Origin of the sequence: Rugamonas rubra (genome assembly GCF_900114705.1) — a bacterium.
Classification (GTDB): Bacteria; Pseudomonadota; Gammaproteobacteria; order Burkholderiales; family Burkholderiaceae_D; genus Rugamonas; species Rugamonas rubra.
In genome coordinates this window covers 477,144-498,546 of the sequence record NZ_FOTW01000004.1, presented here as the reverse complement: position 1 = coordinate 498,546, position 21,403 = coordinate 477,144, and the positions used below count along the sequence as shown (strand labels likewise).

Annotated in this window: 13 protein-coding genes; 10 read left to right on the top strand and 3 right to left on the bottom strand. The window is 68.8% G+C overall.

All coding sequences use genetic code 11. The features are described 5' to 3' along the window. The 3 genes from BM252_RS02230 to BM252_RS02220 form a co-directional block, all read right to left on the bottom strand. Complete coding sequence (locus tag BM252_RS02230) at window positions 1–1,800, bottom strand: type I secretion system permease/ATPase (RefSeq protein ID WP_093382994.1); 1,800 nt, start codon at window positions 1,798–1,800, stop codon at window positions 1–3. 206 nt (window positions 1,801–2,006) lie between these two features. Next, window positions 2,007–5,207, bottom strand: coding sequence for a DUF4214 domain-containing protein (locus BM252_RS02225; protein WP_093382991.1), 3,201 nt, complete (start codon window positions 5,205–5,207; stop codon window positions 2,007–2,009). A gap of 433 nt (window positions 5,208–5,640) precedes the next feature. Continuing rightward, window positions 5,641–6,999 (bottom strand): FecR family protein, encoded by a 1,359-nt coding sequence (locus BM252_RS02220; protein ID WP_093382988.1) that lies wholly within the window; start codon window positions 6,997–6,999, stop codon window positions 5,641–5,643. A 191-nt stretch (window positions 7,000–7,190) separates the two neighbouring features. Between BM252_RS02220 and BM252_RS02215 the strand changes: the two genes are divergently transcribed. From BM252_RS02215 to BM252_RS02170, 10 genes are all read left to right on the top strand, one after another. Beyond that, window positions 7,191–9,092, top strand: a complete 1,902-nt coding sequence (locus BM252_RS02215; RefSeq protein ID WP_093382985.1) for a CHASE2 domain-containing protein — start codon at window positions 7,191–7,193, stop codon at window positions 9,090–9,092. Beyond that, a complete protein-coding gene (locus tag BM252_RS02210; protein ID WP_245774044.1) occupies window positions 9,089–10,468 on the top strand; it encodes a tetratricopeptide repeat protein in 1,380 nt (459 codons plus the stop codon). Before BM252_RS02215 ends, BM252_RS02210 begins: the two co-directional genes overlap by 4 nt. 67 nt (window positions 10,469–10,535) lie before the next feature. After that, window positions 10,536–10,859, top strand: coding sequence for a VanZ family protein (locus tag BM252_RS02205; protein ID WP_245774043.1), 324 nt, complete (start codon window positions 10,536–10,538; stop codon window positions 10,857–10,859). Continuing rightward, window positions 10,856–11,671 (top strand): Crp/Fnr family transcriptional regulator, encoded by an 816-nt coding sequence (locus BM252_RS02200; RefSeq protein WP_245774042.1) that lies wholly within the window; start codon window positions 10,856–10,858, stop codon window positions 11,669–11,671. The genes BM252_RS02205 and BM252_RS02200 overlap by 4 nt, the downstream gene beginning before the upstream one ends. A 160-nt stretch (window positions 11,672–11,831) precedes the next feature. After that, complete coding sequence (locus BM252_RS02195) at window positions 11,832–12,617, top strand: ABC transporter permease (RefSeq protein WP_174900384.1); 786 nt, start codon at window positions 11,832–11,834, stop codon at window positions 12,615–12,617. Window position 12,618: 1 nt separating this feature from the next. Further along, window positions 12,619–13,842 carry an ABC transporter ATP-binding protein gene (locus tag BM252_RS02190; protein WP_093382977.1) on the top strand — a complete coding sequence of 408 codons (1,224 nt, stop codon included), beginning with the start codon at window positions 12,619–12,621 and terminating at the stop codon, window positions 13,840–13,842. Continuing rightward, entirely contained in the window at window positions 13,839–15,140 is a 1,302-nt protein-coding gene (locus tag BM252_RS02185; protein WP_093382975.1) for an FkbM family methyltransferase, read from the top strand. Before BM252_RS02190 ends, BM252_RS02185 begins: the two co-directional genes overlap by 4 nt. 2 nt (window positions 15,141–15,142) lie before the next feature. Beyond that, complete coding sequence (locus tag BM252_RS02180) at window positions 15,143–19,543, top strand: glycosyltransferase (protein ID WP_093382972.1); 4,401 nt, start codon at window positions 15,143–15,145, stop codon at window positions 19,541–19,543. Beyond that, a complete protein-coding gene (locus tag BM252_RS02175; RefSeq protein ID WP_093382970.1) occupies window positions 19,540–21,003 on the top strand; it encodes a UbiA family prenyltransferase in 1,464 nt (487 codons plus the stop codon). The genes BM252_RS02180 and BM252_RS02175 overlap by 4 nt, the downstream gene beginning before the upstream one ends. A 34-nt stretch (window positions 21,004–21,037) precedes the next feature. Further along, entirely contained in the window at window positions 21,038–21,379 is a 342-nt protein-coding gene (locus BM252_RS02170) for an SMR family transporter (protein ID WP_093382968.1), read from the top strand. Window positions 21,380–21,403 lie beyond the last annotated feature (24 nt).

The following is a 21,403-nucleotide window of genomic DNA, read 5'->3' as shown; positions in this document are numbered from 1 at the left end:
TTACTCCTGTTCCTTAATGGCTGCCGTCTCGGCGACTGCGGCGGCGGGCGCCTGCGGCGCGGCGGCGGGCGGCTGGGCCGGGGCCGCCTTAGCCTGCTGCTGGGCCAAGGCTTTTTGGTTCGATTCGTTGAGGGCGGCGAGCACCTCGCGGGTCGGGCCGTAGGCCGCCACGCTGCCCTCGCGCAGGATCAGCAGCCTGGAAGTGGCGCTGATGATGTTGGTGCGGTGGGTGATCAGCACGATGGTCTTGCCGCGCTGGCGCAGCTCGTTGATCGCCAGCACCAGGGCCTGCTCGCCGGCGTCGTCTAGGTTCGAATTCGGTTCATCGAGCACGATCAGGGCGGGGTCGCCGTACAGCGCGCGCGCCAGGCCGAGGCGCTGGCGCTGGCCGCCGGACAGGCCGGCGCCGCCGTCGCCGAGCACGGTGTCGTAACCCTTGGCCATGTGCAGGATCATGTCGTGCACGCCGGCCCGCTTGGCCGCCTGCACCACTTGGTCGGGCACGATCTCGCCGAAGCGGGCGATGTTCTCGCTGACCGTGCCGGCGAATAATTCGATGTCCTGTGGCAGGTAGCCGATATGCGGTCCCAGCTGGGCCTTGTTCCAGGCGTAGATGTCGGCGCCGTCCAGGCGCACCTTGCCGACCATGGAAGGCCAGACGCCGACCAGCAAACGGGCCAGCGTCGACTTGCCCGAACCGCTTGGGCCGATCACGCCGAGCACGTCGCCGGCGACGATGGCGAAATTAACACCCTTCAACACCGGCACCTGGACGCCCGGCGGCGCCGCCGTCACGCCTTCGACGGCGACGGCGCCGACCGGCTTGGGCAGGGGCATGCCGGCGGAACGCTCGGGGTTGTCGCCCAGCAGTTTGACCAGGCGCTCGTAGGCGCTGCGGGTGTTGCTGTAGCTTTTCCACACGCCGATGACCTGCTGCACCGGCTGCAGCGCGCGGCCGACCAGGATCGAGGCGGCAATCATCATGCCGGAGGTGATCTTTCCCTCCACCGCCAGCAGCGCGCCATAGCCGAGCACCAGCGACTGCAGCGAGACCTGAACGAACTTGGTCACGGCGGCGACGCGGCCGGCCTTTTCGCTGGCCTCGGCCTGCAGTTGCAGGAAGCGCGAATGCAGCGACAACCAGCGGCTCATCAGGTTGGGCAACATGCCCATCGATTCGATCACCTCGGCGTTGCGCAAATTGTTGGTCGCCAGGTTGTTCGAGGCGATGGCCATGGTGTTGGCCTCGGCCAAGGGCTTGTGCGAGACGCGCTCATTGATGTAGGCCAGCGCCACCAGCACGGCCGTGCCGCACAACGCGAACACGCCCAGCGAAGGTTCGAACATGAAGATGACGATCAGGTAGACGGGGAACCATGGCGCGTCGAAGAACGCGAACAGCGCGTTGCCGGTCAGGAATTGACGGATATTGGTCAGGTCGCTCAGCGCCTGGCCAGCGTTGCCGCCGGCCTTCTTCAAGTTCTGCTCGAACGCGGCGGTGTAGACACGCTGGTTCATCTGCAGGTCGAAGCGGGCGCCGACGCGCACCAGCACGAAGCTGCGCACCAGTTCGAGCAGGCTCATGAACAGGTAGGCGCCCAGCATCATCAGGGTCAGCATCAACAGCGTGGTCTCGTTGCGGCTGGGCAGCACACGGTCGTAGACCTGCAGCATGTACAAGGAGGGCACCAGCATCAGCATGTTGCTGACCGCGCTGAAGCAGCCGACGGTCATGAAGGTGCCTTTGAACGTGGCGAGCGCCTGTTCGATCTCGTTCTTAGGTTTGAGGAAATTTTTCATTGATACATCACAGTGCAATGTTAAACGGCTGGACGGCAAGGCTACCGCGACAGCGGCGAGAAGCTACATTATCGCTCAAAACAATTGGAAAATGTGATGTGCGTCACAATTTTTTGCGGGAAATGAAAAAAAACCCGCCTCCGTTGCAGGGAGGCGGGCTTCGCGGTGTCATCCCCCACTCGCGCGGGGGACTAGCCGATCACTGATTAGTGCAGCAGGAATGCGGCAGCGGTGATGGTGGTGACGCCGGTCAGTTGGATGACCGTGTCGGCGGTACCGTTGGAGTCCAGATCGATGTACAGCTTGCCGGTCGTGGAATCCAGAGCAACAGCGATGGTGTCGGTGGTCGACGTGCCGGTGTTCTGCAGGAACACGGTTGCGTCGGCGGCGTTGGTTTGCACGCTGACAACCACTTTCGAGAAGGTGCCGGTATCGACGTTCAGGTCGATGATGTCGCCGGTGCGCAGGGTAGCGTCCGAGGTGACAGCGCCAGTACCAGCAGCGCCGGCGGTGCCGTTGCCGTAGGTGTTAGCCACGAAGTCGCTGATGACGTCGGTTTTAGCCAGGGTCGAATCGGAACCGTCCAGAGTTTCGAACTTGAAGATGTCGTTGCCAGCGCCGCCGGACAGGACGTCAGCACCAACGCCGCCGGTGATGGTGTCATTGCCAGCGCCGCCGGACAGGGCATCCTTGCCAGCCGTACCGATGATGCTGTCGTTGCCCGCGCCGCCGTCGATGGTGGCGATGGTAGCGCCGCTAGCCAGCAGGGTTGCGTCGTTGACGGAAGCAGCGCTCAGAACGTCGGCACCGTTGCCGCCCTTGATGGTCACAACCTTGTCGGTCACAGCGGTGCTGAAGGTAACAGCGCCGGCGGTGCCGATTTGGGCGGCGGTAGCGGTCGAGTCGGCGCCGGTGGCGACAACACCCGAAGCGTCCAGCGAGGTGACTTTGGTCAGCGTGCTGCCCGAGAAGTCAACACCGTGGTTGCCCGAAACGGTGATCGTGGTTGCATCAGCAGCGTTCAGCAGAATGGTGCTGGCGGCGGCTGGGTTGGTCAGGCTGACCGCGTCCGAGCTGCTGTCGGTGGTGGTGATCTTGATCGTTTCGACGTTCGACACGGTCAGAGCGGCGGTGTTGACCAGGTTGGCCGAGCCATTCAGACGGATGTTCAGCGTATCGTCGGTTGCCAGGGTGGCACCCTTGACTGCAACGCTCGAAGCACCAGTGATGGCACCAGTCAGTTCCAGGGTACCGTTGGCAGCGAAGTTGCTCAGCGCGAGGGTACCGGCTGCAACAGCAGCAGAACCGGCGTTGCCAGCAGTGGTTTGAACACTCTCAGCAAAGTTGATGCCGTTGTTGGTTGCGGTTGGGATGACAATGACGTCACCTTCGGTGGTCTTGTAGGTCAGCGTCAGGGTCGCGCCGACTGCGGTGATGTCCAACAGCTCGCGGGTGCCATTTGCGAGGTTCCAAGCGTTCATAATGGCGACTTTGTCAGCAACAATGCGGCCGGCGGTAGCTGCCGCGTCGTCCAGATTGGCGGAGCTGGCGACAGCCGTACCCAGGAAAGTTACCTGGGCAGTAGCGCCACCGGTAATGACAACGGTCTGAACTTCGGAAACGGCAGGAACAAGAGCCGAACCGGCAGTAGTGCCAGCGCTGATGACGTAGTTGATGTCATCGAGGCCAGCCATGTCGATCGAAGCAGTACCAGCGGCAGCAACAGCACCGATTTTCACTTTTTCGAAGTTCGAAATGCCTGCGTCGAAATCGGCGTTGGCCGAGTTGGTGGCGGCGTTAGCGGCGGTCATCGACAGGGTGTCGGTGCCGGCGCCAGCGTCCACGGAACCATTGGTGCCAACAGCACCGCTCATGGTGACGGTGTCGTCGCCAGCGCCGGTGGTGATGGCTTTGGTGGTCGCGCCAACGGTGATGGTGTCTTTGCCGGCGCCGCCGGTGAAGGCAACAGCGGTACCCAGAGCGGCGGTCACGGTGACGCCACCGGTCGAAGCAGCGGAGGAGATCGACTCCAGAGCGGTCACGGTCGAGTTAGCCGAGATGGTCACCAGCGAATCGCCGGTCACGGTGATGGTCTTGGCAGCGGCGATGTTCACGTCGGCCAGGGTCACTTTTTCGTCAGCAGCGATGGTCACTGCGGTTGCTTTAGCAGCGTTCAGGGTGATGCCGGTCGAGGCGCCGCCGGTCGACGAGATTGCAACGGTGGTTGCTTCTGCGTCGGCGATGGTGCGGGTGCCGGTCACGGTGTTCAGCGTCAGGCTCAGAGCGTGCGCGGTGTCAACGTCGGCAACGGTAACCAATTTGGCTGCGCCGGTCAGGTTGGCCAGGGTGACGTTGTTCACGCCAGCGCCGGTGATGGTGACGTTGTCGGTAGCGCCATCAACTTTGACGGTGGTCAGCGACGAACCGGTATCGGCAGCAGCGGTGTCTTCGTCGGTGATCGCAACGGTCGAACCGCCGGTGACAGCAACGGTGCTCGCGCCTTTGGTGGTGATGTCCTGGGCAGCAGCGGTGCCGCCTTGGTTCACGTTGACGGTTTTAACGCCGGCCCACGAGGTCAGGTTTTGGGTCAGCGCGTTATCAACGATGAAGTTGACGGTTTCGACGTTCTTGACGGTAGCGGCCGGGGTGGTGAGCTGGGCGCCGGTGTAGTACACGTTCAGGGTGTCGTTGCCGCCGGCGCCGTCGATCGAGTCGAACGAGGTCAGGGTGGCGACGGTAGCAGCGCCACCGGTCGAGCCCAGCACGGCGTTGAAGATGTCGTTGCCCGCGCCGCCGACTTTGATGTCAACGCCTACGGTCAGCGTGTCGGTGGTGGTTGGGGTACCGGCGGTAACCAGCGCTTGGCCGGTGGTGTGCACGGCAGCAACAGCGGCGGCCAGCGAAGCTGCGTCGGTGACGCCAGCGATGTAGTCTTTGGCCAGTTGCAGAACAGCTGGCTTGCCTTCGGTGTAAGCATTGCGCTCGGCTTCGTTGCCGACCGTGCTCAGCTCTTTGGTGAACGCATCAGCTGCGGACACTTTGTTGGCGTAGACTTGGCCGTCGGCGTTCAGGGTACCGTCTGGGTTCAGGGCACCTTTGGTGATCTGTTGAACGATGTCCGAGATTTGCTCTGGGTGAGCGGCCAGGGCTTGGCCCCAGAAATTCAGACCGGTGGTATCGGCATGACGACCGAACAAGTTCATGTAGATCTTGTCGATGACGTTGTCAGGCTTCATGCCAGCGTAGGTGTCTTTGTATTCTTGCGCAGCGCCGAAGCTCTTGGCTACGTCAGCGATGCTCGCGCCTGCATCCAGCAGTGGCAGGTAGTAGTTCATGCCAGGTACGTCGCCTGGACGGTTGTAGTATGCGACGTACAGCTGTTGCAACAGTTCGGTATTGGTAGCCATGTAAAACTCCTAGTATTTAATTAAATAAGTGCATCGGCGACGCAGCACTTGCGAGTAGCAAGAAAGCGTACCGAATGATGACAGAGGGAAGCTGGGGTAGAATGTGACGGTCATCACATCCAACCTCAATTAACTCTATTTTTTTTGCATTTTTGCGACATTCATATTAATCGCGCGGACATTATGTAAGAAGCCTGTGGATAAATCAATGTTTGCCCACAACGCGATGCTAAAGAACGCCATTCCCGCGCTTCCCACACAAGACCGTGGTCATACCACTAATGCTTTAAGTGATATTTATTCAATCGTGGCAGTTGGAGAATGTATCCAATACTCACACTTTTGAATTCGGAGCGACCAGTTCCGGGTAAAACGGGCGAAAAAAAAGCCCGCCCCGCCAAAGCGGGAACGGGCACTCCATTGGTGACAAATACTATCGTTTGAACTCGGCAATGCCACTGACGGACCGACGCTCGTCCAAGCTGCCCTGGAACAGATAGGCGGCGCTATTCATATTCGTCAAGGCACCAGAGATGTTCAAGTTAGCACTTGGCAAATATTTACTCTGCGCACCCAACAAGCCATCCTTGCCAACCTTACCAACGCCCGCCATCGCGTAACTGCCCGTACCGGTGTTCACATCGAAGCCTGTGGCAAAGTTGGACGTATCGAAGTTGACTTGCAAATAGCCGTTCGCCAGCGTCACCGGCAATTTTTCCTGGGTTCCGACGTCTTTCATATAGGCCGCGCTATCGCTCATGCCGAAGGTCAGGCTGCCTCGCTCGGGCGCCACAAAGGCCGCCCCCTCGCGGCTACGGAACAGGACGAAATATTCGTTCATCGCGATGCGGTCGGCACCCGCCTTTTCGATGCCCGAGGTGGGCGCCTCGCCCAGCACGGTCGCCCAGCGCCCCCAGCTGATCTCGCGCACCGGCAAGGCTGGCGGCGGCAACGGCTGCACGTCGACGACCGGCGGTGGCGACACAGGATTGGTGCCGCCCGTGTTGCCGGGATTGGTCTTGCTCTCGTCGACAGCGTTCGGGCCGATCTTGTTCTGCAGCGCCAGGTTTTTCTTCACATCCAAGCTGGGCTCGGTACTGGAGGTGCCGGGCGCACCAGAATTACCGCCCTTGCCGGCCGGCTCGTCGCTGCGCGGCGGCGCCACGGTGTCGGGCGCCAGCAGGCTGTTGCCCTGCATCAACTGCGGCGCCGCCTGGCCGCGCTGCACCTGCAGCAACTGGCCTTTTTGCGCGGCGGTCAGCTCGCGGCTGGTGTTGCCCTCGCAGGGGCCGCTGCCCTCGGGACGGCAGCCGCCGACGAAGCCGCTGATGGTGATGCCGCCGGAAATGACGGCCACGCGCGAGGTGTCCTGGTCGGTGAAGACGGTGAAGTCGGTGCCGCGCACGCCAATGGCGGCCACCGGCGTGTTGAAGCGGAAGTTTTGCCGCGCCAGCTTGACGGCCTCGCCGGACTGGCTGCGCGCCACGCCGCTGAGCAGCTCGAGCTTGATGCGGGTGTTGGCCGGGTTCTTGGCGTCCACATGGTAGCTGGCGATGCGCGCCTTGGTGTTGGGGCGCAGGATGAAGAGGCCGTTGTCGACCGTCTTGACGTAGACATAGCCGTCGGCGCCGGTGCTGAGCAACTCGCCTTCGTTGACCATGGCGCCGAGCACGGCGGGCTTGTCGAGCACCTGGGCGTTGCCGGCGACAAATATGATTTTGCCCGCCTCCGCGGCCTGGGCCGCTTGCGCCGCCAGCATGGCGCCGGCCAGCAGTATCGATTGACGTATCATATTTCCCTCCTGAACAGCCCCGATTATCACGCGCAAGGCCGGATTGTTTCCGTGATGAAGATCACATTCTACTGCAAGCATTCTTGACTTCAGGAAGCGTTACACTTTGTAGCAAAAGGTTTCAGCCGCCGGCAACACGATATACTCTTGCAATTCCGCCGCCACCCACGCCGCCGCCCGCCGCCCGCCCCATGATTCGATTCCCGGTCCCGCCCCGCCCGTCCGCCCGCCAGTTGCGCTGGCTGCTGGCCGCGCTCACCGTGCTGCTGACGGCGGCGCTGGAGTGGGCGCCGGCCGGCGACGGCTATTTCGGCGACGAGTGGCTGCGCGACCGCTACATCCGCCTGCACACCACCGACGCGCCCGAGCCGCGCGTGCTGGTGGTCGACATCGACGAGGCCAGCCTGGCCGAACTGGGCGCCTGGCCCTGGCCGGGCGGACGCATCGCCGACCTGGTCGAGGTGCTACTGACCAGCTACAGCGCGCGCGGCGTGGCGCTCGACATCGTGCTGCCAAAAGCCAACGACCCGGCCGGCGACCGGCGCCTGGAGTTGCTCGCCAACAACGGCCCGCTGGTGCTGGCGCAGGCGCTGGACTACAGCGCCTACCGGCCCGAACCGCTGCGCGAGGGCGTGCTGGGCGGCGCCGTGGCCGGCGCCGGGCCGGCCGCCGCCGCCACCGGCTACCTGGCCAATCACGCCGCGCTGGCGCGCGCCCCGCACATCGGCAACATCGGCTTCATTCCGGACGCCGACGGCGCGCTGCGCCGCCTGCCGCTGGTGAGCAGCTTCGCCGGCCGGCGCTACCCGGCGCTGGCGCTGGCCCTGCTCGACTGCTGCGGCGGCGCCGCGCCGCTGGCGGCTGGCACGCTGGCCGACGGCGCCGCCGCGCGCATCTCCTACCGGCGCGACTGGAGCGCCTACACGGTGGTCGGCGCGGCCGACATCCTGGCCAACCGCATCGAGCCCAACAGCGCGGCCGGCCGACTGGTGCTGGTCGGCTCGTCGTCGCTGAGCCTGGCCGACCGCGTCACCACGCCGCTGGCGGCCAACCGCCCCGGCCTGGGCGTGCAGGCGGCCATGCTGTCGACCCTGCTCGACCGCCGCGACGGCACGGCGCCCACGCCCTGGCCGGGGCGCTGGATCGCCTGCCTCTACACGCTGCTGCTGGCCGGCCTGGCCGGCTACACCTTCCCGCGCCTGTCGGCGACGCGCAACGTGCTGCTGCTGGGCGCGGCGGCGGCGCTGTGGCTCTCGCTCGGCCTGGTGGTCAGCGGCCACGACGCCGAGTTCTCGCCGACGGCGCCGCTGGCCTCGATCCTGTTCCTGCTGGCCTTCGCCGTGCCGTTCCAGTGGCAGCAGACGCAGCACCGCTCGCGCCACCTGCTCGACACGCTGCGCCAGTACGTGGCGCCGGCGGTGGTGGCCGAACTGATGCGCAGCGACCTGAAGGACCCGCTGGCGCCGCGCCAGCTCGACGTGACCACGCTGATCGCCGACATGGAGGGCTACACCAGCCAGGTCGAGGCGCTGCCGGTGGACGAGGCGGCCAAGCTGACGCGCGACTTCCTCGAATGCCTGACCGGCCCGGTGATCGAGACCCAGGGCACGCTGGACAAATACACCGGCGACGGGCTGGTGGCGTTCTGGGGCGCACCGTTACCAAATCCTCAACATTCCGATTTGGCATTAGACGCCGCTCGTGATATTGTGCGGCGCGTGCAGGCGCTCAGTTTGGCCCAGCAGGCCCGTGGCCGGCCGCCGCTGCGCGTGCGCATCGGCATCGACAGCGGGCTGGCCATGGCCGGCGACTTCGGCACCGCCTTCCGCAGCATCTACACGGCGGTGGGCGACAGCGTGAACACGGCGTCGCGGTTGGAACAGGCGGCGCGCGACTACCCTTACGACGTGATCGTCGGCGCGGGAACGGTCGAGCGCGCCACCCGCCACCAATTCTTGTACCTGGGCGAACGCCTGCTGCGCGGCAAGGGCAAGCCCACCACGCTCTACACTATCGACACGGGGACAATGGTTTCTTTGGATGCAACAATAACAACACCGCGCGGCGCCGAGGCGGCCGAGGGCGCGGCGTGAGCCGGACCCGGCTGCTGCTGCCGACCGCCGACGCGCCGGCCGCGCGCCCGGCCGCGCCCGTGCGCCTGGGCGCGCCGGTGCGTGGCCGCGTGAGCGCGCGCCTGGCGGCGCTGTTGGCCGCGCTGTTGGCAAGTTCGCTGCTGGCCGGCGCGCCGGCGCGCGGCGCCCCGGCGGGCGACGCGGCCCCGGCGGCGGCGGCCGCCAGCGCCGAGGCCGACGGCGCCACCGAGAGCCAACTGCTCTACCAACAGGCGCTGCAGTCGATCTCCGAGGGCCGCAAGAACGACGCCAGCGAGGCGCTGAGCCGGGTCATCGAGCAGGAGCCGCTGCACGCCGGCGCCTGGCTGGACCTGGCGCTGATCCAGTGCGCGCTGGGCCACGCCGACGAGGCCGAGCGCCTGTTCGCCGCCATCGAGGTGCGCTTCAACCCGCCCGATGGCATCATCGAGCTGATCGCCGAGGCGCGCGCGGCCGGCTGCCACAATTGGCAGCCGCATTCGCAGAGCTCGTTCAGCTTCAGTCGAGGCATCGACCAGAACGTCAACCAGGGCTCGGCGGCCACCAGCTACCTGGTCAACCAGGGCGGCGTCGAGGTGGAGCTGCCGCAGCCGCTCGACTTCCAGCCCAAGCACGACCAGTTCAGCCTGCTCTCGGCCGACTACCTGCGCGACCTCACGCCCAACGGCAGCAGCGGCTTCGTGCAGTTGCAGGCGCGCCGCTACGACCGCCTGCGCCAGTTCGACTCGAACTCGCTGTTCGTCGGCGCCGACACGCCGTGGCGCTTCGGCCGCTGGACCGTGCGCGGCAGCGCCACGCTGGGCCTGATCACGCTGGGCAACCAGTTGTACCAGCGCCAGTCGCAGCTGCAGGCGCGGATCGGCCCGCCGCTGCCGCTGCCCAACAGCCTGCAGTTCCACCTGACGGCCGGCCTGACCCACGTCGAATACCTGACGCTGAACAACTTCAACGCCAACACGGCCGAGCTGCGCGGCCAGCTCAGCTACCGCAACGAGGACGACTACGCCAGCGCCAGCCTGGGCCTGCTGGACGACCGCGCGCTGGCGGCGCGGCCGGGCGGCGACCGCCGCGGCCTGCAGGCGGGGGTGCAGTGGCGGCGCCGTCTGGTCGGCGAGCTGACCGGCGAGCTGGCCTACAGCCACCAGCGCTGGAACGGCAGCAGCGCCTACTCGCCCGGCTTCCTCGACAGCGTGCGCGACCAGCGCACCGACATCTGGCGTGCCACCCTGAGCTACCCGCTGAGCCGCACGCAAACGCTGCAGATCGAGGCGCGCCAGGTACGCAATAAGGAAAGTATCTCGATCTTTCAGTACAATGACCGCCAATTGCAGATCAGCTGGCAGTGGTTCAGCCCCTAGACGGGGACGGACGCGCCGGCCGCTGCCGCCGTCTATCACAGGGTTGTATATGGAATTGAGTTGGGGAATGTTTATCGCGGCCGCCGCGCTGCTGTCGCTGGGCTGCCTGGTGCCGAACCGCTGGCTGCCGGCGAACCTGCCGAACGATAAGTTGATGCACTTCGGCGGCTTCGGCGCGCTGGCCCTGCTGGCACTGCCGCTGGCCGGCAGCCGCTTCGAGGGCCTGTGCTGGCTGGGCGGCCTGCTGCTGGCCAGCTGGCTGATCGAATGCCTGCAACAACTGGTGCCGGAACGCAGCTTCTGCTGGCGCGACATGGCGGCCAACGCCGCCGGCATCGCCTGCGCCGGCCTGTTGGCGCTGGCCTACACCACCGTGCGCGCCACGCCATGAGCGAGAAGCCGACCATGAAGCCGACCGAGCCAACCGATCCGCCCGCCCCCATTGCGGCCCAAGCCTCCATCGTGGTCGCAGCCCCCGTCACAGCGGCGGCTGAGACCGCCGTCCCGGTACCGGAGGAACAACAGCAACGCAACGCCCAGGTCCACCTGCGCAAGATCCCCCTGCTGGCCGACCTGTCCGACGAGGAGATCGTCGCCGTCAAGGCCGAACTGCGCATCCGCCAATACGCCAAGCGCGAGGTGGTGCTGCACAAGGGCGGCAGCGGCGACGGCCTGCTGTTTCTGCTGTCCGGCCAGCTGCAGGTGATCGACGTGACCGAGGACGGCCGCGCCGTCGGCCTGCGCATGCTGGCACCGGGCGACTTCTTCGGCGAGATCGCGCTGATCAACGGCACCACCCGCTCGGCCTCCGTGGTGGCGATGAGCGAGGTGCTGGTGGCGTTTTTGCCGGCGCCGCTGGCGATGCGCCTGTTCTCGCACTCGCCGTCGGTGGCCAAGCAGATGCTGCAGCACTTGGCGCAGAAGATCCAGCGCGACTCGGAGTTCCGCGCCCTGCTGAGCATCAACAACACTTCGCGGCGCATCTACACCTTCCTGGTGCTGATGCAGAAGCGCCTGCCCGACGGCACCGTGGTGGACAACCTGCCGACCCACCAGGACATCGCCAACATGATCAACACCAGCCGCGAGACGGTGACGCGGGCGCTGCTGACGCTGGTGCAGCAGGGCATCGTGCAAAAGGAGCCGCACCGCCTGGTGATCAAGAATCCCGAGGCGCTGCAAAAACTGGTCCAGGGCGAGTGATTCCCTGTAACAACCTATTACAACTGTGGCAAGTCAGTGCTGTATAATCCACCCCTCTTAACTTCAGGGGCCAGCAGGCTGTCTGCGCGCCGCACCGTCTGCTTATGAGCTTTCCATCGTCATTTTCCCCACGCCGGGGCGCCGCGTGAGGGCGCCCGCCATGCTGGGCGCCATGTGGTCCTACCGCGGCTTCGTGCTCGGCAGCGTCAAGCGCGAGTTCCAGGCCAAATACCGCAACACCATGCTGGGCGCGGCCTGGACCGTGCTCAGCCCGCTGGCCATGATCCTGGTCTACACGCTGATCTTCTCGCAGGTGATGCGCAGCAAGCTGCCGGGCGCCAGCTCGGAGTTCGCCTACAGCATCTACCTGTGCGCCGGCGTGCTCACCTGGGGCCTGTTCGCCGAGCTGACCACGCGCCTGCAAAACATGTTCCTCGAGCAAGCCAACCTGCTCAAGAAGGTCAGCTTTCCGCGCGTCTGCCTGCCGCTGATCGCCGTGCTCAACGCGCTGGTCAACTTCGCCATCATCTTCGGCCTGTTCCTGCTGTTCCTCGCGCTGTCGGGCCAGTTCCCCGGCTGGATCATACTGGCCCTGGTGCCGGTGCTGCTGTTGCAACTGGCGCTGGCGCTGGGCCTGGGCATGGTGCTCGGCGTGCTCAACGTGTTCTTCCGCGACGTCGGCCAGTTCTTCACCATCTTCCTGCAGTTCTGGTTCTGGTTGACGCCGATCGTCTACCCGGTCAGCATCATCCCGCCGGCGCTGCGCTCCTACCTGGCGTGGAACCCGATGATGCCGATCATCGAGTCCTACCAGAACCTGCTGGTGGGCGGCCGCATGCCGGACTGGGCGGCGCTGCTGCCGGCCGCCGCGCTGGCCGCGCTGTTGTGCCTGCTCGGCCTCAAGCTGTTCCGCAAGCGGGCGGGAGAAATGGTGGATGAACTGTAATATGGGCGCGATCACCGTCAGCAATCTGGGCAAGGCCTACAAACAATATCCGACCCGCTGGTCGCGCCTGGGCGAGTGGCTGCTGCCGTCGGCCGGCGCGCGCCACAAGCTCAAGTGGATTCTGCAGGACATCAACTTCCACGTCGCCAGCGGCGAGGCGGTGGGCCTGATCGGCATCAACGGCGCCGGCAAGAGCACCCTGCTCAAGCTGATCACCGGCACCACCCAGCCAACCACCGGCGCGGTGCACCTGGAGGGCCGCGTCGCCGCCCTGCTCGAACTGGGCATGGGCTTCCACCCCGACTTCAGCGGCCGGCAGAACGTCTACATGGCCGGCCAGCTGCTCGGCCTGGGGGTGGCCGAGATCGACGCGCTGATGCCGCAGATCGAGGCCTTTGCCGAGATCGGCGACTACATGGACCAGCCGGTGCGGGTGTATTCGAGCGGCATGCAGATGCGCGTCGCCTTCGCCGTGGCCACCGCGCGCCGGCCCGACATCCTCATCGTCGACGAGGCGCTGTCGGTCGGCGACACCTACTTCCAGCACAAGAGCTTCGAGCGCATCCGCCAGTTTCGCCGCGAGGGCACCACGCTGCTGCTGGTGTCGCACGACAAGCAGGCGATCCAGTCGGTGTGCGACCGCGCCATCCTGCTCGACGGCGGCCGCCTGGCCAAGGAAGGCGCGCCGGAGGAGATCATGGACTACTACAACGCCCTGATCGCCGAGCGCGAGAACCAGACGGTGCGCCTGACCGAGCGCGACGACGGCAAGGTGCAGACCACCTCGGGCACCGGCGAAGCCACCGTGGCCGAGATCAGCCTGCTCGACGCCGACGGCCTGGCCGTCGAGGTGGTCGACGTCGGCGCCGAGGTGACGCTGCGGGTGGTGGTGCAGGCCCACGCGGCGATCCCGCGCATGGTGCTGGGCTACCTGATCAAGGACCGGCTGGGCCAGCCGATGTACGGCACCAACACCCACCTGCAGGAGCTGGCGCTGGAGGCGGTGGCGGCCGGCGAGCGGGTGGTCTACGATTTCCGCTTCGCCATGAACCTGGGCGCCGGCAGCTACTCGGTGGCCACCGCCATCGTCAGCACCGCCACCCACCTGGTCAACAACTACGAGTGGCGCGACCTGGCGCTGGTGTTCACCGTGGTGAACATGCGCCGCCCCCACTTCGAGGGCTCGGCCTGGCTGAACCCCGTTATCGAGATCGAACGCACATGAGCTTTATTTCCTACGCCCAGAACGGCGAAGACGTGCTGCTGTGGCGCGCCCTGCAGCATGTCGAGAACGGTTTCTACATCGACGTCGGCGCCAACGACCCCGAGCAGCACTCGGTGACCAAGGCCTTCTACCAGCGCGGCTGGCACGGCATCAACATCGAGCCGCTGCCCTCGTTCCGCGCCGCCTTCCTGGCCGAGCGGCCACGCGACCTGACGCTGACCGTGGCGGCCGGCGCCGCCGAGGGCCAGATCACCCTGTTCGACGTGCCCGACGTGAACGGCTGGGCCTCGACCGACGCCGCCGTGGCGGCGGCGCACCAGGCCGAGGGCTACGCCGTGGTCGAGCAGACCGTGCCGCTGCGCACGCTGGCGGCGATCTGCCGCGAGCACGTGCGCGGCCCGGTGCACTTCCTCAAGATCGACGTCGAGGGCTTCGAGGGCGAGGTGCTGCGCGGCATGGACTGGAGCGTCTGCCGGCCGTGGATCGTGGTGGTCGAGGCGACCCTGCCCAACAGCCGGGTGAGCAACCACGCCAGCTGGGAGCAGCTGGTGGCCGGGCACGGCTACACCTTCCGCTATTTCGACGGCCTGAACCGCTACTACGTGGCCGACGAGCACGCCGAACTGGGCGAGCAGCTGACGGTGCAGGCCAACGTCTTCGACGACTACATCAGCCACCACCTCGACAAGGCCTGGCGCCAGGCCGAGGCGGCCGGCCAGCGCGTCGCCGAGCAGCAGGCCGAGGCGCAGGCCGAGGCGGCGCAGGCGGCGCAGCGCGCCGCCGACCTGGAGGGCGCGCTGCAGGACGCGCGCCGGCAGACCCGGCTGGCGGTCGACGAGGCGGCCCAGTTGCAGGCCGAGTTGCACCAGACCGAGCAGCGCGCGCTGGACTTCGAGGCCGAGCTGCACCGCAGCGCCGCCTGGGCCGGCGGCCTCGAACAGAAATTGCTGGCGATGCAGGCGAGCAGCTCGTGGCGCCTGACGGCGCCGCTGCGCCTGCTGTGCCGGCGCGGCGAGGGCAGCCTGTTGAGTCTGGCGCGGCGGCGCGCCCGTGGCGCCGTGCGCCGCGCCGCCCGCTGGCTCAGCTCGCGCCAGGCGCTGCGCCGCCTGCTGCTGCCGCTGCTGGCCCGCTTCCCCGCCACCCAGGCGCGCGTGCTGCGCGCGCTGGCGGCGGCCAAGGGCGGCGGCGGCCTGGTGCAGCACGCGCCCGACCTGCCCTACCAATTGCGCGAACTGCCGCTGTCGGCCCGCCAGGTGCTGGCCGACCTGCGCCGCGCCCACCAACCCACCGAACACTGATCATGCGTCTCGTTATCGATTTACAGTCCTGCCAGAACGGCGCGGCGCGCCAGCCCGACGCCGTGTTGGCGCTGGCCCAGGCCCTGGCGCGCCAGGCCGCCCCGCAGCACGTCGTCCTCATCGCGCTCGACGGCGGCCACGGCGACAGCGTCGAGCCGCTGCGGCTGGCCTTCGCCGGGCTGCTGCCGGCGGCGCAGGTGCTCTGCTACGCGCTGCCGGCCGGTGCCGGCGCCTGGCGCCAGGGCGCCGCCGAACTGATCCGTGACGCCTTCCTGGCCGAGCTGCGTCCCGACGCCGTGCTGGTGCCCGGCCTGTTCGACCGGCCGCTGGCCGACAGCGTCTGCGGCGCCGGTCCGGCCGGCGCGCTGCGCGCCTACACGCTGGCCGACGCGGCGGCGCTGGGCGCGCCGGCCGCCGCCGCGCTGCGCCCGCTGGCCGAGCGCCAGCGCGCCCTGCTCGGCCGCGCCGACCTGGTGCTGGCCGGCGCCGCCGCCGAGACGGCGGCGCTGGCCGCCGCGCTGGCGCCGGTGCCGGTGCTGGCGCCCGCCGCCGACGACGACGCCGAGGCCAACGCCGCCGCGCTGTGGCGCGCGCTGGAGGATGCCCTGGCGCGCCGCGCCGGCGCCGGCGCCGAAGCCGGCAAGGCCGCCGCCAACGCCGTGGCCGTGGCGGCAGCCGCCACCGGCAGTGCCGCCGCCGCGCGGCCCAAGCTGGCCTTCGTTTCGCCGCTGCCGCCGGAAAAATCCGGCATCGCCGACTACAGCGCCGAGCTGCTCGCCGAGCTGGCCCCCTACTACGACATCGAGTTGGTCAGCCCGCAGGCCGAGACGCCGCTGGCGGCGCGCTGGCCGCTGCGCACGCCGGCCTACTTCGAGCGCCACGCCGGCGCCTACCAGCGGGTGCTCTACCATTTCGGCAACTCCAACGCCCACCAGCACATGTTCGGCCTGCTCGAACGCCACCCCGGCGTGGTGGTGCTGCACGACTTCTTCCTCAGCGGCGTGCTCGACAACATGGAGCGCGACGGCGTCCAGCCGCAGGCCTTCCTGCAGGCGTTGTACGCCTCGCACGGCTACAGCGCGCTGTTCGAGCAGCGCGAGCGCGGCCGCAACGCCGCCATCTGGGCCTACCCCTGCAACCGCCCGGTGTTGGAGCAGGCCAGCGGCGTCATCGTCCACGCCGACTTCTCGCGCCAGCTGGCCGAGCGCTGGTACGGCGCCGGCAGCGCCGCCGCCTGGCGCACGCTGCCGCTGCTGCGCGGCCTGCCGGCCGGCACGGCGACGCGCGCCGAGGCGCGCCGCGCGCTCGGCGTGGCCGACGACGCCTTCCTGGTGTGCAGCTTCGGCATGCTGGGCGCCACCAAGCTCAACGAGCGCCTGCTGGCCGCCTTCCTGGCCTCGCCGCTGGCGGCGCGCGACGACTGCCGGCTGGTCTTCGTCGGCGACAACGACGCCGGCCCCTACGGCGCGGCGCTGCTGCGCCAGATCGCCGACAGCGGCCGCGCCGACCGGATCGGCATCACCGGCTTCGTCACGGCGGCCGACTACCAACACTACCTGGCCGCCTGCGACGTCGCCGTGCAGCTGCGCTGCCAGACGCGCGGCGAGACCTCGGCCTCGGTGCTCGACTGCCTGCTGCACGGCGTGCCGACCATCATCAACGCGCACGGCGCCGCCGCCGACCTGCCCGACGCCGTGCTGCTCAAGCTGGCCGACGAATTCAGCGACGCCGAGCTGACGGCGGCGCTGGCCGCGCTGCACGCCGAGCCGGCGCGGCGCGCCGCGCTGGCCGAGGCCGGCCGCGGCCACGTCCGCGCGTTGCACGCGCCGGCCGCCGTCGGCGCCCTCTACCACGAGGCGATCGAACACTTCGCCGCGCACAGCCCGGCGGCGCGCTACCGCACCCTGCTGGGCGCGCTGGCGCGCCTGGCGCCGCCGCGCGGCCCGGCCGAGGCCGACCTGGTGGCGGCGGCGGCGGCGATCGCCGCCAACCGCCCGGCCGCCGCGCCGCGCCAGCTGCTGGTGGACATTTCGGCGCTGGTGCAGGCCGACCACAAGACCGGCATCCAGCGCGTGGTGCGCAGCATCGTGCTGGCGCTGTTCGCCGCGCCGCCGGCCGGCTACCGCGTCGAGCCGGTGTTCAGCGAGGGCGGCAACCACTGCTACCGCTACGCCCGCCGCTTCACCGAGGGCATGCTCGGCGTCGAGCCGCTGGGGCTGGAGGACGCGCCGATCGAGGTGCGCGCCGGCGACCACTTCCTCGGCCTCGACCTGTTTACCAACGGCACCACGCAGAACGAGGCGCTGCTGGCCTCGCTGCGCCGGCGCGGCGTGCGCATCGACTTCGTCGTCTACGACCTGCTGCCGCTGCTGCGGCCGGAGGCCTTCCCCTTCGGCGCCGAAAAGTACTACGGCGACTACCTCGACACCGTCTCGCACGTCGCCGACGGCGTGGTGTGCATCTCGCGCGCCGTGGCCGACGAGCTGGCCGGCTGGCTGGCGACGCGGCCGAGCCGGCGCGCCGCGCCGCTGCAGCTGGGCTGGTTCCACCTCGGCGCCGACATCGCCGCCAGCGCGCCGAGCAGCGGCCTGCCGGCCGACGCCGGCCAGGTGCTGGCGGCGCTGGCCGCCGCGCCGACCCTGCTGATGGTCGGCACGCTGGAGCCGCGCAAGGGCCAGGCCCAGGCGCTGGCCGCCTGCGAGCTGCTGTGGGCCAAGGGCGTCGAACTCAACCTGGTGGTGGTGGGCAAGACCGGCTGGCTGGTCGACGGCCTGGTCAAGCGCCTCGAGCAGCACCCGCAACGGGGCCGCCGCCTGTTCTGGCTGCCCGGCGTGTCCGACGAGATGCTGCTCAAGCTGTACGCCGGCGCCGCCGCCCTGCTGGCCGCCTCCGAGGCCGAGGGCTTCGGCCTGCCGCTGATCGAGGCGGCCGGCCACGGCCTGCCGATCATCGCCCGCGGCATCCCGGTGTTCCGCGAGGTGGCCGGCGAGCACGCCTACTACTTCGACGGCGTCGAGCCGGCCGAGCTGGCCGGCGCCGTCGAGCGCTGGCTGGCGCTGCGCGCCGCCGGCGCCGCGCCGGCCTCGGCCGGCCTGCGCGGGCTGAGCTGGGCGCAGAGCGCCGAGCAGCTGCTCGGCGTGGTGCTGGGCGGCCACTGGTACCGCGCGCTGGGCGGCAACGCGCCGGCGCCGCAACTGCTGGTCGACGTCTCGGCGATCTGCCGCAACGACCTGCAAACCGGCATCGAGCGCGTGGTGCGCGCCCAGCTCGCCGAGCTGCTGCGCACCCCGACCACGCGCTACCAGGTGCGCCCGGTCTACCTGAGCGACGAGGGCGACCGCTGGCACTACCGCCACGCCCGCCGCTACAGCCACCGCCTGCTCGGCGTCGACGAGGCCGGCATCAGCGACGACGCCGTGCGGGTCGGCGCCGGCGACGTCTTCTACAGCCCCGACTTCTTCCCCGGCGCCGTGGTGGCGGCGGCCGCCGCCGGCCTGTACCGCGAGTGGCGCCAGCGCGGCGTGGCCATCAACTTCCTCGTGCACGACCTGCTGCCGGTGCTGCAGCCGCTGCACTTCCCGCCCGACAGCGCGGCCGGCCACGCCCGCTGGCTGGCCTGCGTCGGCGCCGAGGCCGACCGCCTGGTCTGCATCAGCGCGGCGGTGGCCGACGAGCTGCGCCGCTGGCTGGCCGAGGCCGGCCTGGCCGCGCCGGCCATCGCCGTGCTGCACCACGGCGCCGACCTGGCCGCCTCGGCGCCCAGCGTCGGCCTGGCGGCCGACGCCGAGGCGGTGCTGGCGCGCCTGGCGGCCAGCCCGGCCTTCCTGATGGTCGGCACGATCGAGCCGCGCAAGGGCCACCTGCAGGCGCTCGAGGCCTTCGAGCGGCTGTGGGCCGACGGCGTCGACGCCCAGCTGGTGATCGTCGGCCGCGAGGGCTGGCGCGGCCTGCCGGCGGCGCAGCGGCGCAGCATCCCGGCCGTCGTCGCCCGGCTGCAACAGCACCCCGAGGCGGGCCGCCGCCTGCACTGGCTGGCCGGCATCAGCGACGAGTACCTCGAGCGCGTCTACGCCGCCAGCGCCTGCCTGCTGGTGCCCAGCGAGGGCGAGGGCTTCGGCCTGCCGCTGATCGAGGCGGCGCGCCACCGCCTGCCGGTGCTGGCGCGCGACCTGCCGGTGTTCCGCGAGGTGGCCGGCGGCCACGCCGCCTATTTCAGCGGCCACGACGGCGCCGCGCTGGCGCTGGCGCTGCGCGCCTGGCTGGCCGGCCTGGCCGCCGGCGGCAATCCGCCGTCCGACGCCATGCCCTGGCTGAGCTGGACCGACAACGTCGCCGCGCTGACCGCGTTGCTGTTCGAGGCCGCCGCCGACACCGCAACCCCCAACCCTGCCGAGACCGAATGAGCACACTGCCCCAGCCCTCCTCCCCGCCTGGCGCCGCGCACGACCTGGCGCGCGCCGAGCCGCCCCTGGTGATCGACCTGGACGGCACCCTGATCTACTCCGACATGCTGTGGGAGGCGCTGCTGCTGTTCCTCAAGCAGCAGTTCTGGCAGGCCTGGCGCCTGCCCGCCTGGCTGCTGCTGGGCAAGGCCGGCTTCAAGGCCAAACTGGCCGCCGAGGTCGCCATCGACCCGGCCACGCTGCCCTACGACCAGGTGCTGCTGGCGCACATCCGCGTCGAGCGGGCGCGCGGCCGGCGCATCGTGCTGGCCACCGGCAGCGAGCGCGGCTTCGCCGAGCGCATCGCCGCCCACCTCGGCCTGTTCGACCTGGTGCTGGCCACCGAGGACGGCGTCAACCTGACCTCGGGCAACAAGGCCGCCGCCCTCGAGCGCCACTATGGCGCCGCCGGCTTCGACTACGTCGGCAACTGCCGCGTCGACCTGCCGGTGTGGCAGGCCGGCCGCCACGCCTTCAGCGTCAGCCGGCGCCCGTTCCGCCTGGCCGGCGGCGCCAGCACGGTGCACCTGGGGGCGCGCCGCGGCCATCCGGCGGCGGCGCTGCTAAAGGCCATGCGGCCGCGGCAGTGGCTGAAGAACCTGCTGGTGTTCCTGCCGATGCTGGCCGGCCACGCCTTCGGCCTGGCCACGCTGGCCGACTCGCTGCTGGCCTTCGCCGCGTTCTCGCTGTGCGCCTCCAGCGCCTACCTGCTCAACGACGCCCTCGACGCCCACGACGACCGGCTGCACCCAACCAAGTGCCGCCGCCCGATCGCCGCCGGCAGCCTGTCGCTGGCGCTGGCGCTGGGCGCCAGCGCACTGCTGGCCGGCGCCGCGCTGGCGCTGTGCGCCGTGCTCAAGCCGCTGCTGCTGGGCGTGGTGCTGGTGTACTTCGCCAGCACGCTGTCCTACTCCTTCGTGCTGAAGCGCCTGCTGATGGTCGACATCGTCACCCTGGCCCTGCTGTACACCCTGCGCATCCTCGGCGGCGCCGCCGCCACCCACATCGCGCCCTCGTTCTGGCTGCTGGCCTTCTCCTTCTTCATCTTCCTGTCGCTGGCCCTGCTCAAGCGCTACAGCGAGCTGTTCAACCTGAAGCGCCAGGGCAAGGAAAAGACCAGCGGCCGCGGCTACACCATCGCCGACAAGGCGCCGATCGGCGCCATGGGGGTCAACGCCGGCTTCCTGTCGGTGGTGATCTTCATGCTGTACATCAACTCGGCGAACGTGCTGCCGATGTACCGCCACCCCGAGTACCTGCTCGGCGTGGTGCCGCTGCTGGTGTTCTGGCTGGGCCGGCTGTGGATCCTGGCCTACCGCGGCGAGGTCAACGAGGACCCGGTGCTGTTCGTCAGCAAGGACCGCCTCAGCCTGGCCATCATCGCCGCCTGCCTGGCGCTGGCCACCGTCGCCGCGCTGTGAGCCGGCGCCACCCACCATTCCATTGAAAGAGCACATGAGTCCCACCCTGATCGGCTACCTGTGGTGCGCCCTGGCCGCCCTGGCCAGCGCCGCCGCCACCTACCTCATCAAGCTGTCCGGCATGGCCGGCAGCGACTGGAGCGTGACCCGCCTGGCCTACCTGGGCGGCGCCTGCGCCACCTACGGCCTGGGCTTCGTCTGCTACTCGCTGGCGCTGCAGCGCATGCAGATCAGCCTGGCCTACCCGGCCATGACCGCCATCACCATGGCGCTGGTGGCGCTGCTCGGCTACGCCGCACTGCAGGAGCCGATGACCGTCTCCAAGGTGGTCGGCCTGCTGCTGATCGCCGCCGGCGCCTTCGCCCTGACGCGCTGAACCGCCGCGCCGCCATGTCCACGC

Coding starts and splice junctions, on each gene's coding strand:
- BM252_RS02230 (WP_093382994.1), bottom strand. CDS start 1,800: ATGAAAAATTTCCTCAAACCTAAGAACGAGATCGAACAGGCGCTCGCC.
- BM252_RS02225 (WP_093382991.1), bottom strand. CDS start 5,207: ATGGCTACCAATACCGAACTGTTGCAACAGCTGTACGTCGCATACTAC.
- BM252_RS02220 (WP_093382988.1), bottom strand. CDS start 6,999: ATGATACGTCAATCGATACTGCTGGCCGGCGCCATGCTGGCGGCGCAA.
- BM252_RS02215 (WP_093382985.1), top strand. CDS start 7,191: ATGATTCGATTCCCGGTCCCGCCCCGCCCGTCCGCCCGCCAGTTGCGC.
- BM252_RS02205 (WP_245774043.1), top strand. CDS start 10,536: ATGTTTATCGCGGCCGCCGCGCTGCTGTCGCTGGGCTGCCTGGTGCCG.
- BM252_RS02200 (WP_245774042.1), top strand. CDS start 10,856: ATGAGCGAGAAGCCGACCATGAAGCCGACCGAGCCAACCGATCCGCCC.
- BM252_RS02195 (WP_174900384.1), top strand. CDS start 11,832: ATGCTGGGCGCCATGTGGTCCTACCGCGGCTTCGTGCTCGGCAGCGTC.
- BM252_RS02190 (WP_093382977.1), top strand. CDS start 12,619: ATGGGCGCGATCACCGTCAGCAATCTGGGCAAGGCCTACAAACAATAT.
- BM252_RS02185 (WP_093382975.1), top strand. CDS start 13,839: ATGAGCTTTATTTCCTACGCCCAGAACGGCGAAGACGTGCTGCTGTGG.
- BM252_RS02180 (WP_093382972.1), top strand. CDS start 15,143: ATGCGTCTCGTTATCGATTTACAGTCCTGCCAGAACGGCGCGGCGCGC.
- BM252_RS02175 (WP_093382970.1), top strand. CDS start 19,540: ATGAGCACACTGCCCCAGCCCTCCTCCCCGCCTGGCGCCGCGCACGAC.
- BM252_RS02170 (WP_093382968.1), top strand. CDS start 21,038: ATGAGTCCCACCCTGATCGGCTACCTGTGGTGCGCCCTGGCCGCCCTG.